The sequence below is a fragment of the Halobacillus sp. K22 genome (assembly GCF_052246795.1).
Taxonomy (GTDB): Bacteria; Bacillota; Bacilli; order Bacillales; family Halobacillaceae; genus Halobacillus.
Genome location: NZ_JBQQCN010000029.1, coordinates 39,170 through 54,828, shown reverse-complemented (window position 1 = coordinate 54,828; position 15,659 = coordinate 39,170). Strand labels below are relative to the sequence as shown.

Sequence of the window (15,659 nt, the reverse complement as noted above, 5' to 3'; positions counted from 1 at the left end):
TTTAGGATATCACGGAAGGGAGAATATTCAAAGGCATTCGCCTTACGGCGACGGCATTCATCTCCCCCTTACCACCGGTCTTCGACACGGCGCTTGAAGAGGGAGTCTTCTGCCGATGAATGATAAAAAAATTAACTCCCTTATTAACTGTTCACTATAATGTATACCTGATACTTTTGGAACTTTAAAATTACCTATCCAGCACATCGGAAACAGTTCAATGATTTCATATCCCAAAGAAAAAACGACACTCGGTGTCGTTTTTTAAAATTCCCTCTACTATAATTATTTCTTATGATAATCCCAAGTCAGTACCCACTTATCTTTTTCTCTCGTTACCACAACCTTCTGATTCAAAGTGAACAAACCATATTTGCCCCGAAAGGTCTGCGCCACTGTCATGCTGTATGCAACTGGAAAAGGTTTGGCCCCTTTTTCCATCCGCCAATTTTTGATTTTCTTTATTTCTTCTACGGAAAAAGAGAATGTATCAACTCCAAAGTGGTTCATAAATACATGAGCCCGGTCTTGTATGTAGGGACCCTTTGCAAATTTTTCTTTCATAAGCGGATGAAAAAGCTGCCAGGAATCCGAGTATTCTCCTCTTTGTTCAAACGAATAAAAATTCACAACTACTGCTTTTGCTTGTTGAGCAGGACTTGTCTTATACATCACTACTCCTGTTATTCCACAAGCAATAACCAGTATCCCGATGATCAGTGCTATCTTGCCATTCATCATCAGCCCTCCCATCAATGCCTCCCTACTAACCTATGCACTTAAAGCTCACTATACGAATAAGACCTCAGGTCATCCAGTATCTGGATGACCTGAGGTCCTATAAATTGGCTTTTATTCTAAGTCATACAATTCTTGGGTAACGTGCTGTTTTCCGGTGAGCACATCATATTGAAAGTGCTGGTAATCTTTTAATATCTTTTGAGTGGATGAAGGCAGTTCATCAGGTGAAGAAACGGCCTCTCCATTCGGAGTCATGTAAATCATGTCCCGAAACGCTGGAAGTTCCTGTTTCATACCTTCTAGAAAGTCGTAAAATTTAGGTGTTTCGTAATGTAGAGCATCTGCGACCATAGGAGCAAGGTAAACAGGGCTTACGGTTCCAACTTCTTTTTCCATATCCATGTCAAAATTGGAGAGAAATAGTAAAGGAGTTTCATAGAACTTTGCCTGCTCCTTCTGGTCCTGCTCATCCCCAAATCCAGTCTCCTTATAAGCTTTCAAATTTGCGCCAATAGAAGGGAGATGGTCCCCAAAAAACACCACCACGGTCGGTTCGTCCATTTGCTGAATACTCTCGTTCAGCTTTTTCAATGTCTCATCTGATCGTTTGATTCCCTCTGAATACACTTCAATTTGCCTCTCGGTTTCAGGAGAAAGGCCCTCTCCGCTGACATCTATTGTGCTTCCCCCCTCATATTTATCCTTACTATAGGGAAGATGATTGGCGATCGTGACAGCATGGATGAAAGCTGGTTCTTCTTGTTGTTCTACCGTATCAAGCAACTCTTTCACAACTGATCTGTCCGAGACAAATTGTTTATTATCTTTTTTTGTATAAGTCATGTCATCAAGAAAGGTAGCTTCATCAAATCCAAGGTTTGGATACACTCGCTGCCTGCGGTACAGGTTGCCTCCATTAGGATGTATGGCTTCGCTGTAGTATCCACGGTCGTTTAAATAGGAGACAATCGAAGGATATTTGTCATTCGCAAGAATATGATTAAAGGGATTCCCACCTGGATTAATGTTACTCATAGAATAGCTGGTCAATGCCTCAAATTCTACATTAGCCGTTTCCCCTCCGAAAGATGGGCTTAAAATCTGCCCTGAAGGATACTCTTCCATCAGACGACGTGTATTTTTCATTGGGTCTTCTGAGAATTTAACATCCAGATTCGTAGGATCCCAAAAAGTTTCGTTCATATAAAATATAATATTCGGCTGTACTGGATCTTCTTTTTCCTCACCTGATTGTATGGAAACTTCATTCGCGTGTACAACAGAATCATTCATAACGGATTTATTATAAGGGTCAGGCTTTTCTACTACATCCAATTTGATGTTGGAAATCATTCCAAGCACTGGACCGTTGTAATAGTAATTGTTTTGCTGATTCCAGGGCATAAAGCTCGTATATTCCTCATAATAGCTTTCCGTGAAGCGATCATCGTAAAGCAGGAAGGAATACAACAGATATGCCACTGGTACAAATATAAGGAGCCTCGTGATCCAACCTATTTTAATTTTCGGTATTTTATACCAAGTGAACAAACCAGCTACGATGACGCCAATGACTAGTAGAGTAGCGGTTATGGAAATTGATTCAGAAATTAACGGAATCACATCTTGCAGCTGGCCGATTTGAATAAAATCATTTGGAAATAATGGTTCATTCCGATATATCTGTTTATAGTAATTGACGAGAGCCAATATAAAATAAACTAATAGGGCGATTCCTCCTCCCATGTAAGTTTCTCCGATTAGAAGGATAATCGCCAAAGTAAATAAACTTAATAAAAAAGCAGTGAAAAAATAACGATCAGGATATTCCTGAACCCATTCCGTAGCTCTGCCTATCGTAAAATCCAAATGGAAAACCATAAAAATATAAGAAGCAGCTACGCCAACTATTCCAGAAACGAGAAAGGATGTCGCAATTCTGTATATACGGGATTTATATAAAGCTTCTATCTTTTTTTGTTTATGCAGCCACCAGGTGGCCGTCCCCCACATAACCAATGAAAGAAAAAGAATAAAAATCCCAAGGCCAGATGTATGAATCTGAGCCCAGTCTATTACAGCGTCCCATCCCGATGAAATGAGAAACGTAAGAGTGATATATATTAAACTTAAAGCTGCAGTAAAGAACAGAAATAGCGGAAATGTACGAATCAAACTTTTCCCCATCCAAGGTACCTCCCAACTATCTATATATTCTGTAAAATTCTATATTCTTCTTATTTTAGTACTAAATGTAAATAAAATCTATACTTTTGTAAATATAATGTAAATTTTTATCTCCAATTCTTCCAAACTTCATAATTATAGGTTATAATAATTAACTTTTAAATAAGCACACATACCAAAAAACCCCACCTCAGGTCATCCAAAATCTGGATGACCTGAGGTGGGGTTTTTTGGTAGATCATTCCCTCTATTTGCCTCCTGCAAAAAATTTCTTGCAATCCATTAAAGAAAGTCCAGAAAAATCATAGATTATGAAAAAAAGAAGCACCTCTATACTTTCGAGGACGCTTCCTTTTCTGTCGCAGATGCGCGATGCTTAATATCATAGGGAATAATAATACGCTTCGCAGGCTCCAACCGATCTTTCACTTTTTCAATTAAACATTTAGCCGCCTGACTTCCAAGCTGGTAAATGTGAATATCTACAGTGGTCAGTGGGGGTCTCGTTACCTCCGATAAATACACATTGTTAAAGCTGACAATGGAAACATCCTGAGGAACCCTTTTTCCGAACTCTTCAAGCATATTTACCACACCGATACTCATCAAATCGTCTGCAATCACGAGGCCGGTAGGAGGGTTAGGGAGACTAAATAATTCATGCACCGCCTGTCGCCCACCTGATTTTAAGAATTCCGTATGAATTCGATAATCCTCTAAGAAAGGCAAGCCCGCTTCTTTTATGGCCAGCTCGTAACCCTGCATGCGATCTACCGTCACGACTCTGTCCTTAGAACCCCCAATGAAACCAATATTTTCGTGGCCAAGACTAATGAGATGGCTTGTAATATCTTTCCCGGCTTTTACGTTATCGTTATCCACGTGTGTAATTTCATCCACTCGCTCCGATGGTTTTCCAACAACGACAAAGGGAAAATCCTGCTCAAGGAGAAAATTCACAACCGGGTCATCGATTTGGGAATATAAAAGGATAATGCCGTCGACACGGTTGCTGTAGACCATCCGTTCGACGCCTTCCTGCACTTCTTCGTCTGTTTCCCCAGTACTTAAAAGCAGAGAATAATCTAAATGATGAGCAACCGCACTGATCCCCCTCAATACTTCTGGAAAAAATGGATTTTGAAGCGCCTTGTCTGCACTGGTAGGCATGACCACCCCAATGGACTGGGTCGACCGATTGGCCAGGTTTCGTGCATTAGCGTTCGGATGATACCCCATTTCTTTCATGGCTTTTTTTACGCGCTTCTTCGTTGCCGCACTAATCCGCGGGTGGTCGGCAATGACTCGTGAGACGGTGGATGGTGCTACCCCTGCGGCTTTAGCTACTTGCTTAATGGTTACTCCCAACACGATCACCTTCTATTATTAAACAGTCTTTTTTTAAATAGTATATCTCATGATAACAGAAATCCATACAGGCTTATATAAACCGCCTTATTTCTGCCATAAAAAGAAGATGCCTTATGTAATTATAAAAGGCATCCTCCACTACTTCAGCTGAACTTCTTACTAGATTAGCCCTTCGTGCCCCCGGCTGTCAATCCTGAGACGAAGTACTTCTGCAAGGAAAGGAATAAAATAGAAATTGGCAGTGCGATTAAAACCGAGCCCGCTGCAAACAGAGTGAACTCATCCCCAAACTGATCAGCAATTAATTCGTATAAACCTACAGCCAGCGTGAACTTTTCTTCCGTACGCAGTAAAATCCTGGCTAGAATAAAGTCGGTAAAAGGCGTGATAAAGGTAAATAGGGAAACGACTGCTATCATCGGCTTTGCGAGCGGAAGAACGATTTGCCAGAACACGCGGAAATTCCCGGCTCCATCCATACGTGCTGATTCGTCTAGCTCTTTCGGAATCGTATCTAAGTATCCTTTCATTAAATACGTATTCATTGGTATGGCTCCCCCAGTGTACACAAGAATAAGGGCCAGATGCGTATCCAATAAATTCGTTAAATTCGCCAATGCATAGATGGCAATTAAAGCGGCGAAGTTTGGAATCATTTGCAGGATCAAGAATGTCATCAGTCCGTTTTTACGTCCGTAGAAGCGAAACCTTGAAAAAGAATAGGCTGTCATACAGACTAGTGCTACGGAAATCGCCATCGTTAAAAGGCAGATTTTCAACGTATTCCAATACCAGAGCATATAATTACTTTTCTCTAAATCAAATAACTCTCGATAATGCTTTAAGGTGGCATCGGATGGAATAATCGATGAGCCCGATAAACTATTTCCAGGGTTAAGGGAAGAACCGAAATTTGTGGATTATGGTGAAGAACTGCTTGCTTATGAAAAACGTTCTGAGGAGCAGACACTTTTTTTTTATTAACCCTTCTGATCAATCTAAAAAAGCTGAGGTTTCTGCAAAAAAAGTTATTGAAAGAGACGGTAATTCAGAGGCACAAGAAGATAGAATTGTTGTAGCTCCATATGGGTATGTAATCATTGAACTTTAATTAAAATATACCCTTCTTTTAATGGAACCGGCTCTACTCATTTTTATTGCAAGTTCATTTTAAGACGCTTTTTATTACTCTTAACTTCTTAGTTCCCATCGTTTATACGGCAGCAGAAGACAAAATCTGTCATAGATCCCGAAAAAACAGATTAGATTCATAACGTCAGGCTCTTTAAGAGGCTGACGTTATTTGTATTTAATATGCCATGGGCAATTAAGCAATTGTTTCTTTTTTTAGTTTTCCTTTCTTACCTTACTTCCCATATAACTCGTCAAATTCCTCTCTGGACAATTCAGCTATAAGTAAGGTTCTATAAATTAGATCTGTAGTTATTCGGTAATAAAACCACTTCTTTATTACTTTGTCTACACAGAGATAAATGGCTGCAGCACAGTTCCTTATTCATGCAGGTTATCGATTCAGAAAGACATCTTACCTTTATTCAGATGACAACCTGAATTTTCAATCTTATACTAACCTTAAGAAAACCATAACCTAAAGGATGATCCAAGTGAAAATCTTACTCGACGTCGATCGTAAGCATGAAGAAACCAGCGTCACCATTCACTGCATGGAAATGGATGATTCCATAAAAGACATCTTAGATTACTTAAATCAACAAAAAACGGAGTTCATCGTTGGAAAAAAGGGGGATCAGAAGCACTTATTAAAGCCAGATCACGTTCACTATTTTCATTCAGAGGGGGATACTGTGCTGGCTGCTACCGCAGAAGGCCGCTTCAAAATAAGGGAAAAACTATATGAGCTAGAAGAAATTCTGTCCTCCCGTAAGTTTATACGGCTCTCGAAGTCTGTCATTGCTAATCTCTATGAAATTAGTCATTTTGAGCCTTCCTTTAATGGAACCTTATCAGTGCATTTTCGCTCTGGAGAAAAAGAGTACGCTTCTAGACATTATGTAGCACACATTAAAGAAGTCTTACGCATAAACAGGAGGGACAAATAAATGAAAACGTTTCTATTAAGGAGTTTGATCGGTATCTTTTTTGGTGGTTTTTTGGCGGTACTAATCACATATTCGATTATCTTCTTTGGCGATCAATCCACGCTTGATTCGAGTCTTTTTGTAAAAAACTCATTAGGTAACATATTTTGCGGATGGTTATTTTCTGTGACTCCTCTTTTCTTTGAAATTCGATCTCTAAAGCTTTCACAGCAAACTGCCTTACACTTTTTCACCGCGATGGCCGCGTACTTTATTCTGGCGTATGGTATCGGATGGATTCCTCATGGGATGAGCGGCATTTTACTATTCTTAGGAATTGCACTTGTGAGCTACAGTGTCATATGGACAGCGTTTTACTTATACTATAAATACCAATTTAAACAAATTAATGAGGAACTAAAACATATTAATTAAATGGCTATTTAAGCTCCTTCCTATAAAACCAACAGTAAGCGTCCAGTAATTTCAGCCTGGACGCTTGATTTCTTATCCCTCATAATAGAGAGAGTGACATTTCTTCTTCCTGAACCACATTTTGTGTTAGGTTACCCGGAATAATGGGAAGAGTATAAAGGGAAGTCATTTTGAGAAACTAGAATCAGAAAAGGAGTGGATAACATGAACAACAGTCATTTTGACAAGATTAAGAACGGAGAAGGTTTTATCGCTGCACTTGACCAAAGCGGCGGCAGTACACCGAAGGCGTTAGCAGATTACGGTGTACCGGAAGATTCCTATTCTAACGAGGACGAAATGTTCGATCTGGTCCACCAGATGCGTACGAGACTTATTACATCTCCTTCTTTTAATGCCGATCAAATTCTAGGGGTCATCTTGTTTGAACAAACAATGGACCGCGAAATTGAAGGCAAGTACACGGCAGATTACCTGTCCGATAAAGGGATTGTTCCTTTCTTAAAAGTAGATAAAGGACTGGCCGAGCAGGAAACCGGGGTTCAGCTTATGAAGCCTATTCATGATTTAGATGATACGCTGAGCCGTGCAAATGAACGCAATATATTCGGTACAAAAATGCGTTCTGTCGTCCACGAACCGAATACTATCGGCATCAAGGCTGTCGTAGAACAGCAATTTGAGATCGGTAAACAGATTCTAGATTACGATTTAATCCCTATTATCGAACCTGAAGTTAACATTCACAGTGAGGATAAAGAAAAATCTGAAGAAATCTTAAAAGATGAAATCCTTAAACAATTGAATGAGTTGCGTGAAGACCAAAACGTGATGCTGAAACTTTCCATTCCAACGAAAGCAAACACGTACAAAGAATTGATTGACCACCCACGTGTTCTTCGCGTTGTAGCTCTATCAGGCGGTTATTCCCGCGATGAAGCAAATGAAAAACTGAAAGAAAATCATGGTCTTATTGCAAGTTTCTCCAGAGCGCTTATTGCTGATTTAAATGCCAATCAGTCTGAAGAAGAATTTAATGCTTCACTGAAAAGTGCTGTAGATTCTATTCATGATGCCTCAGTTAACAAAAAATAATGCTTAATATAAAAACCGGGCTTAGTTTAATATAAGCCCGGCTTTTTTGTATTTGCTTTAAAGGAAATTAGTTTTCATGCTTTACATATGTACCAGCAATAAAGTCATGAATCGATCGGTTATCTTCACGTGCTAATACCATAATCCCGCTTACAATTAACGCAATTCCAAATGTAAGGGCATATATAAGTCCCCCCACGATCACACGCATGACCATTGTTAATAAGGTAACATTTTGCCCGGAAGTTTTCACAATACGAATGTTAAATATCCTCTTCCCTATTATGTAGCCTTTCCATATAACAGGGGTGATAAGTAAGTACAAAAGGCTTAAGAAATCAGTGAAGTTTGCGTCTTCTTTATAAAATTCACCAAATGAAAAATACGTAATGGTTCCAAATAGTAAGCCAATGATTAAAGAATCCACTAAATTTGCTAAGAATCGGACGCCAAATCCTGCAGATCGTTCCATTTAATCGTCCTTTCCATTTATTTAATATAATAAACGTTATTATAAGCTTACGTTTTTTATTCCGCTGGCAGAGAAGTTATTTAACGAGGCACCATTGGATTTGCAGAACAATCTTCTTAATTCAGAATCAATTCCCAACCTCTACCTTGTAATTGTTTAAAGTCTTCGACAAACAAGACAGCCCCCTGACGCAGACTGTCTTTACATAGAGAAAGTATTATTGAAAAGCAACTGAAAGTCGCTTTTATTATAATGACGCAGTTAAAGATTATTGGAGATTTTCATAAGAGACTTATTACACAATAGGGCCGGTTAGTTGAAGACTCAGTTTCGAGATAATTTGGGTCCGTTTCGATATTTGAAGAAGGGCTGGTGGGGAAATAACTCGGCTTGTTCCATCACCCAGACACTCGAGTCATAAGCCGCTCATCAACGGATGGGAAAACCGCCATCCTTTTGATGGTCGGCTTATGCTGGTCGTGTCTATCGAGGTGATTCCACATTTGAACACTTTCCTATGGGGGAACGGTGAGCTTCCTCGCTCGTTTCACTCCCTGCGGGATCTCACCTAGCCCCTTCTCCCATGGGAGTCTCGCCATTTCCCCACCAACCCAGTCACGGGAGGATAACGGACCCTCTGAAAAGAGAGTATCCTATCCTCCTTATCCCGCCTGACTGCTTATATAACAGGCGATCCCGCACAGTTTCAAACTGGAAAAGTATATACGCCCATGTGATTATTTCTTCTAAATCGGGTGAAGGATGAAGCCGTTTCGAGTTTCTGATTCGGCCAGGTCCGGAGGGGAACGGGGAGACTCCTGTGGGATAAACATGATCGGTGAGACCCCGGAAAGCGTTAGCTTGAGGAGGCTCAGCACAGAAGAGGAGGTTCGACTAAGAACGCCACGTCGTGTGGCAACGTCGAACGACCCTGCGTCGTGCAGGGCCGGAAAGCGAGTCGTTCCCCGCAGGACCTAACTCTCGGACCTCATTAGAGAGCTTCCTTATACCGCTGGTAATAAGCTTCCACATTGTTAAGCAGCAACAGCTCGGTGTACAAATAGGTTTTTACGTTAAAATCATGAAAATCAATATTGGTTAGTTCCTGAATTTGTTTAATCCTGTAGTTAAGTGTATTCGGATGAATAAACAACTCATTAGCGGTCTGTTTACCTTTACCATTGTTCGCTAAATAGACCTCAAGAGTACGTAGAAGATCAGTTTGTTTCTCTTTATCATTCTGGATCAGTGTCAATAAATCATCGCTGTAATAGTCTTCAGAGCTATTTTTCTCATATAAAGCGGCTAGATAGCGATAGATACCAAGCTTGGAAAATTCCCTCGGCATTGTCTCTGGACGAGGTGTAATAAAGTTTGCAATCTCAATCACCTCAAGGGCCTCGAGAAAACTTTTTCGCATATTGGCTAATATCTTATATTCTTTTCCTACGCCAATTAGGAAGTTATAAAATTCATCTTCTTCGCTCTGTTCTTTAATCTCATCGATTAAGAACCTCGCCAGATTACGTGACGAGAACTCTTCCTGTTGCACACCGTGAACCACAAGAATCATCTGGAATTCGGTCTTAAGAAAATGAACACTTTTTCTCAATGAAAAGTCCTGAATAGCTTTTTGAAGATAATCCAGCATGTACTTATACCGAGGAGCAGTAACTGAAAAAACGACAACGGAAAAACGATCCGGGATTGTGAGTTTAGCTAGAGTGGCGTCATGACGAAACTGACTTTCACTGTCATATTCATGATGGAGAAGTTTCCACAGAAGATCTTCTCTTCTGCCTTCCTTAGCATTCATACGTTCATACACGTCATAGATTAGTTTGCCGAGATGAGGAGTTACCTCTTCCAAAAATGTCAGTTCTTCCGTTGTGAGCAGTTCATCGGACTCCTGTACCCAGATATAGCCCATCGTGTACCCCAAATGCTTGGCGGATACAACAATGCGCTGGTGGAAACCAAGTTCCTCAATCGGCTGAATTCGGATTGGATCCTGCCTCTTCTCGAGTCTTTGCACAATTCCTTCTTTTTTTAAACGATCAATAATAAAGAGGGGACATTTTTTCGAAAGAATGGTCTTTTGCTGAGTAAGATCGAATTCCTCAATCGAAGAGCTGTATGCGATCAATTCGAAATTCTTATTTTCGATAATCACGGGCTTACGCAATTTGGAACTGATCAGCTCAGTTGCTTTATGGATATCCTCTACTTGAAGAATTAACTCGTTAATTTCCATTTGAATCCTTACCTTTCCAAGTAGAATGGTTTCACTTATTTATTCTCCATTATAGCGATTTCAACAGGAAATCAAAAGCAAAAGAAAAAAGCTCCCCCGAAAATCGGGAGAGCTTTAGACTCATTCATATTAGAATTTTTCTGAGATGGTCTTCGCTAGCATGTGAAGAGCCAGATAATCCGGTCCGCCGGCTTTAGAATCAGTACCGGACATTTTGAATCCTCCGAATGGCTGGTAGCCGACAATTGCACCGGTGCAATTACGGTTGAAGTACAGGTTACCTACGTGGAAATCTTCTTTCGCTTTTTCCAAGTGCTGGCGGTTGTCAGAAATAACCGCGCCTGTCAGACCATATTCGGTGTTGTTAGCAATGTCGATTGCTTCATCGAAGTCAGCTGCTTTTGTAAAGCAGACCACTGGTCCAAAGATTTCTTCCTGCTGCATACGGGAATTTGGTGCAAGATCAGCGAATACGGTAGGATCGATGAAATAACCTTTCGAATCATCGCCTTTACCGCCAGTCATTAAGCGGCCTTCTTCTTTACCAACTTCCATGTAGCCCATGATTTTGTCATAAGCAGCTTGATCCACAACAGGTCCCATATATACATTGCCTTCAGAGGCATTTCCTACTGTTAATTCTTTCGTGCGTTTGACAACCATATCAAGAAGCTCATCGTAAACGTCCTGGTGGACCACCGCACGGGAACCAGATGAACATTTCTGGCCGGAGAAACCGAAAGCTGATGTGATGATGGCATCTGCTGCCGTTTCAAGGTTTGCCTGGTTATCGACAACCACGGTATCTTTACCGCCCATTTCAGCGATAACTTGTTTCAAGTGGTTCTGACCAGCTTGGAGCTCAGCTGCACGCTTGATAATACGTGTACCTACATCGCGGGAACCAGTAAAGGAGATCAATGCTGTTTTCGGGTGATCTACAAGATAGTCACCTACATCTTTACCGCTTCCTGGTACATAGTTTAATACACCTTTTGGAAGGCCGGCTTCTTCCAGTACTTCTACGAATTTAGCAGCAATAACCGGGCTGTTACTTGCCGGCTTCATGACTACTGTGCTTCCTGTTACAAGAGGAGCTACTGTAGTACCTGCCATAATAGCAAAAGCAAGGTTCCATGGTGGAATTACAACAGCTACACCAGTAGAAGTGTAAATGTAACGATTTTGCTCGCCTGGACGGCTCTCTACAGGTTTACCATCTTTTAATTCGATCATTTGACGACCGTAATATTCAAGGAAATCAATTGCTTCTGCGGTATCAGCATCAGCTTCTTTCCAAGGTTTACCTACTTCGTAAACTAAGTATGCAGAGAATTCATGCTTGCGGCGGCGGATAATGCTCGCTGCACGGAATAGCAATTCAGCACGTGCGCGCGCTGACCATTTTCTCCAGCTTTTAAAAGCTTCAGATGCAGACTGAACAGCTTTTTCAGCAATTTCCTGATTTGCTTTAGAAACAGATCCTACAAGCTGCTTTGTATTAGCTGGGTTAGTGGATTCGATTTGCTCATCTGTACGAATGCGCTCCCCATCTACTAATAAGTCATGTTTTTGACCTAGTTCTTCTTTTACTTGTTTTAGTGCCTCTTCAAATGCTTTTACGTTTTCCTCTTTTGAAAAATCTGTGAATGGTTCGTGTTTGTATGGTGTGACCATGATAAAACTCCCTTCAAAGAATTAAGTTATTTACTAAAGATTCCTTTTATAGCAAAGGCTATGTTTGCTGGCCTTTCTGCTAAGCGCCTCATAAAGTATCCATACCAGTCTTCTCCATAAGGAAGATAGACACGTACGGTGTACCCTTCAGCTTTCAAATCTTTCTGCAGCTGGTTTCTCATGCCATACAGCATTTGAAACTCAAATTGATCTCTTGCGATTCCGTGTTCTTCAGCTAATTTCTTCGTATAGTCGATGATGGCATCATCATGACTTCCGACAGCTGTATATTGGCCATTCAACAGATTCGTTTTAATCAGTCGTTTTAAGTTCTCATCTACTGATTGCTTCTCCGTGAAAGCCACTTTCCCTGATTCCTTGTATGCTCCCTTAACCAGGCGCAAGTAAGGATTATAGGGTTGAAGATCTTTTAAATCTTCCTCTGTAGAATAGAGATACGATTGAAGCACGGTTCCGAGATTGTCATATTTCGCCTTCAAGGTTTTGTACATATTAAGGGTGGCCTGGGACCTTGAAGAGTCTTCCATATCAATCGTTACCGTTACATCGTATTTCTTGGCTTCTTCCAGGATTTGCTCCATATTTTCCTTTACAAGCTGTTCACTGATATCCATCCCCAGTGAGGTTAATTTCAAGGAAACTTCAGAGTTCAGTTGATTGTGAGCAATGGACCGGATCGTTTCGATGCATTCCTGCTTCCGCTCTTTGGCTTCTGCTTCGGAATTGACAAACTCACCGAGGTGGTCCACCGTAACTTCCAATCCTTCTTGATTAAGCTGCTCAATCAATGGAATTGCCTGCGAGAATTTCTCTCCGCCTACAATCTTGTCAGCCCCGAATCTTGATCCATATCGTTTTGCTAAGCGGTCTAATACCTTGTTGTTCGACAGGTATAAGAAAAAGTTCTTACTTATGGCTTCCAAGACCACCACACTCCTTCAATCCTCTATTTCTTGCTTATGTGGAGTTTATTTTCGATGGAATTCAAACAATTTCATCTGTTAAGAAAATTATAACGATTAATGGGTTGGAGCATCAACGTGCTCCAACCACAATCTTTCCCACCTTGTTTTATGATAACCTCACAATGACAAATCAAATTTCGGTTACTTGGGCTAACCTGACTAACTATTATTTTAATATATCAAGCGTACTAGCAGGTGTTCCCACTTCGACATAGGGTCAAACCATTTCCGCTCTTTTCTTTTATTTCCAATAGGCTGCCTTTCCATAGCTCTGGTATAATTCTTCCTCAAAGCCTCGGGTGACCGCTTTATTTTTTTGGTACATCGGTCCTTTTTCAATGCCTTCTAAAGTTAAGGATATCTGGAATTGATCCTCACTCCAGTTGGCTTCCTCAATCCAATCCGGTGATATAAGCGTAAATGGATGAGTTGACCAGCTGCCTGTACTAACCACGAAATAACGGATGATCCATGTTTCTTCTTCTATTAAAACATCTGTGATATAACCAGCGTGTTCCTCTCCTGCAAATACGTCCGCGTGGCTGAAGACGCCTTTCATATGATTGACACTTCTTAAATGGTTAGATCGCTCCGGAGCACTGACGGCTGTCTGTTGACTCGCTGCTTCTGAATCAGAATTGAGAGGTGTATCCTGTTCACCCCAGACGCTTTCACCAGCCCAGTATTGACTCCAGTTGAAACGATCAGCAAATTCTGCTTCTTTTTCTGGATCCATTTCTTTCTCATTACGTAAACCAGCACCTTCGCGCAAATCTTCAATTGTATGGTTAGCTTCAATAACTTTCTTATCAAAATCAATTCGGCTGATGGCAGAAGGTGATAAATAAATAATTTGATCTGGGAACCACTTTTCGGATGCAATAGTTAAATAACGGATTGTATAATTCTCATCATCAAAATATAAATCTTTTATTTTTCCCATTTCCCCATCTTGAGCTACGAGGGTAAGTTTCTCCAAACTAGTAGCATTCAAAAACATAGTTTTTCACCTCTTAGTAGATTTTCTTTCTTACAAGACAATTCCCACTCCGGTTTAAGGATTAAACGGGAAAATGACGGTTTTTGTTATATTAAAATAACCCTGAAAGGTTTTATACCTTTCAGGGCCTGTGAAGTAAACTAGATTAGCTTCCAACAACAGCTTTCCGTAAATGGTCAGCAAACGTCAAGAGTTTTTCCATATCAGAAACGTCTTCTTCGAATAAAGGCACCTCTACTAATTCCTGGTCTGAGAAACTTTCTCTAATCTGTTTCAAATAAGTCTGTTCCTGCTTTCGACGACGCTCCAGGAAAGTACCATCAGCATGAGAGGGAAGCACTTTATTTATGATCAGTGTACGAATCGGAAGATCATGCTGAGCAAGCTGTTTAATCGCCTGTTTTGTCTCTAGAATAGGCAGCCGTTCTGGGATAAGGACAAAAATAAAGCCCGTCTGCTTCTCATCCAGTATGATTTCACGGACAGCTGCAAATTTCTCTTTTCGTTTTTGCAAAATAGTAAATATCGGATCTTCCACAGGCTCTCCGTCATTTAACAACTCACTATAGTTCTGGTTTGTTTTTCGCCGACGCTCAAGCATCCCATCAATCCAGACAGACATCAGCTCTGGTAAAGATAACAACCGAACTGTGTGACCGGTGGGGGCCGTATCAAACACGATTTTATCAAAGTTAGGTGCTTCATCCAGAATGATTGAGATCAACCGGTCGAACAAGGCCGCTTCATCTGCTCCCGGGGAAGCACTGGCCATGTCGATCTGCCGATGCACTTCTTCCACCATTTTGGATTTTACCAGCCCTTCTAAATTCTCTTTCACCTCTTGAATGTAGAGCTTTGATTCCCGTTCCGCATCCACTTCCATCCCCCATAAGTTGTCGTCAAGCTTTGATTTCTCATGATCCAGCTTCTTATGAAATATATCACCAAGGTTATGAGCAGGATCCGTGGAGACCACTAAAGTCTGATACCCTTCTCTAGCAAAAGCAGCCGCCATCGCAGCAGAAGACGTCGATTTACCGACACCTCCTTTTCCACCGACAAATACGATCTTATTTCCCTGTAAATGATTCATCGAATATTTCTCCCCCTTCTCTCTTAGCAGCAGCGGATTCCATCGAGCGGAGATTTTTCCATCCCCATCCGCAAATGCCAGTCATGGAATTTTTCGATAATGTAAGGGTACAGTTCCAACGTATAATAAAACGCAGGGTTCGGAATCCCAAGCATATCTGAATAGACAAGCAGCATAAATAAGTCGTCCTCATCTCTCAGTTCCCTGGCAATTTCCTGCTTGTGGGGGAGGCTTAGCACTTCATCATACCACTCAATGAGACTCTTCAAAGAAAATTTTTTATCCATT

The 15,659-nt window shown here is 40.9% G+C and carries 13 protein-coding genes and 1 pseudogene; 3 read left to right on the top strand and 11 right to left on the bottom strand.

Annotated elements, in window-relative coordinates; translation table 11 throughout:
* Positions 1–285: 285 nt before the first annotated feature.
* The 4 genes and pseudogenes from ACTWPM_RS17580 to ACTWPM_RS17565 form a co-directional block, all read right to left on the bottom strand.
* On the bottom strand, positions 286–738 hold the full coding sequence (locus ACTWPM_RS17580; RefSeq protein ID WP_443134296.1) for a hypothetical protein: 453 nt from the start codon (positions 736–738) through the stop codon (positions 286–288).
* A 114-nt stretch (positions 739–852) separates the two neighbouring features.
* Positions 853–2,928 carry a sulfatase-like hydrolase/transferase gene (locus ACTWPM_RS17575; protein WP_443134295.1) on the bottom strand — a complete coding sequence of 692 codons (2,076 nt, stop codon included), beginning with the start codon at positions 2,926–2,928 and terminating at the stop codon, positions 853–855.
* A gap of 330 nt (positions 2,929–3,258) precedes the next feature.
* Positions 3,259–4,296 carry a LacI family DNA-binding transcriptional regulator gene (locus tag ACTWPM_RS17570; protein WP_443134294.1) on the bottom strand — a complete coding sequence of 346 codons (1,038 nt, stop codon included), beginning with the start codon at positions 4,294–4,296 and terminating at the stop codon, positions 3,259–3,261.
* A 167-nt stretch (positions 4,297–4,463) separates the two neighbouring features.
* Positions 4,464–5,207, bottom strand: a pseudogene (locus ACTWPM_RS17565) (sugar ABC transporter permease); the annotation flags it as partial.
* Between the two features lie 717 nt (positions 5,208–5,924).
* On the opposite strand from ACTWPM_RS17565, the gene ACTWPM_RS17560 reads away from it, so the two are divergent.
* The 3 genes from ACTWPM_RS17560 (at position 5,925) to ACTWPM_RS17550 (ending at position 7,889) form a co-directional block, all read left to right on the top strand.
* On the top strand, positions 5,925–6,380 hold the full coding sequence (locus ACTWPM_RS17560; protein WP_443134293.1) for a LytTR family DNA-binding domain-containing protein: 456 nt from the start codon (positions 5,925–5,927) through the stop codon (positions 6,378–6,380).
* Positions 6,381–6,794 (top strand): DUF3021 domain-containing protein, encoded by a 414-nt coding sequence (locus tag ACTWPM_RS17555; RefSeq protein WP_443134292.1) that lies wholly within the window; start codon positions 6,381–6,383, stop codon positions 6,792–6,794.
* Between the two features lie 204 nt (positions 6,795–6,998).
* Complete coding sequence (locus ACTWPM_RS17550; RefSeq protein WP_443134291.1) at positions 6,999–7,889, top strand: fructose bisphosphate aldolase; 891 nt, start codon at positions 6,999–7,001, stop codon at positions 7,887–7,889.
* Between the two features lie 67 nt (positions 7,890–7,956).
* On the opposite strand, the gene ACTWPM_RS17545 is transcribed toward ACTWPM_RS17550, so the two are convergent.
* The 7 genes from ACTWPM_RS17545 to ACTWPM_RS17515 all read right to left on the bottom strand — a co-directional run bounded on the left by ACTWPM_RS17545 (position 7,957) and on the right by ACTWPM_RS17515 (position 15,658).
* A complete protein-coding gene (locus tag ACTWPM_RS17545) occupies positions 7,957–8,361 on the bottom strand; it encodes an RDD family protein (RefSeq protein WP_443134290.1) in 405 nt (134 codons plus the stop codon).
* Positions 8,362–9,352: 991 nt separating this feature from the next.
* Complete coding sequence (locus tag ACTWPM_RS17540) at positions 9,353–10,615, bottom strand: PucR family transcriptional regulator (RefSeq protein WP_443134289.1); 1,263 nt, start codon at positions 10,613–10,615, stop codon at positions 9,353–9,355.
* Positions 10,616–10,744: 129 nt separating this feature from the next.
* Positions 10,745–12,292, bottom strand: coding sequence for an L-glutamate gamma-semialdehyde dehydrogenase (gene pruA, locus ACTWPM_RS17535; RefSeq protein WP_443134288.1), 1,548 nt, complete (start codon positions 12,290–12,292; stop codon positions 10,745–10,747).
* A gap of 26 nt (positions 12,293–12,318) precedes the next feature.
* On the bottom strand, positions 12,319–13,236 hold the full coding sequence (locus tag ACTWPM_RS17530) for a proline dehydrogenase family protein (RefSeq protein ID WP_443134287.1): 918 nt from the start codon (positions 13,234–13,236) through the stop codon (positions 12,319–12,321).
* Between the two features lie 283 nt (positions 13,237–13,519).
* Positions 13,520–14,278 carry a PRC-barrel domain-containing protein gene (locus ACTWPM_RS17525; RefSeq protein WP_443134286.1) on the bottom strand — a complete coding sequence of 253 codons (759 nt, stop codon included), beginning with the start codon at positions 14,276–14,278 and terminating at the stop codon, positions 13,520–13,522.
* Positions 14,279–14,423: 145 nt separating this feature from the next.
* Entirely contained in the window at positions 14,424–15,371 is a 948-nt protein-coding gene (locus ACTWPM_RS17520) for an ArsA family ATPase (RefSeq protein ID WP_443134285.1), read from the bottom strand.
* A gap of 23 nt (positions 15,372–15,394) precedes the next feature.
* Positions 15,395–15,658: a cory-CC-star protein gene (locus tag ACTWPM_RS17515; protein ID WP_443134284.1), complete on the bottom strand. Its 264-nt coding sequence runs from the start codon at positions 15,656–15,658 to the stop codon at positions 15,395–15,397.
* Position 15,659 lies beyond the last annotated feature (1 nt).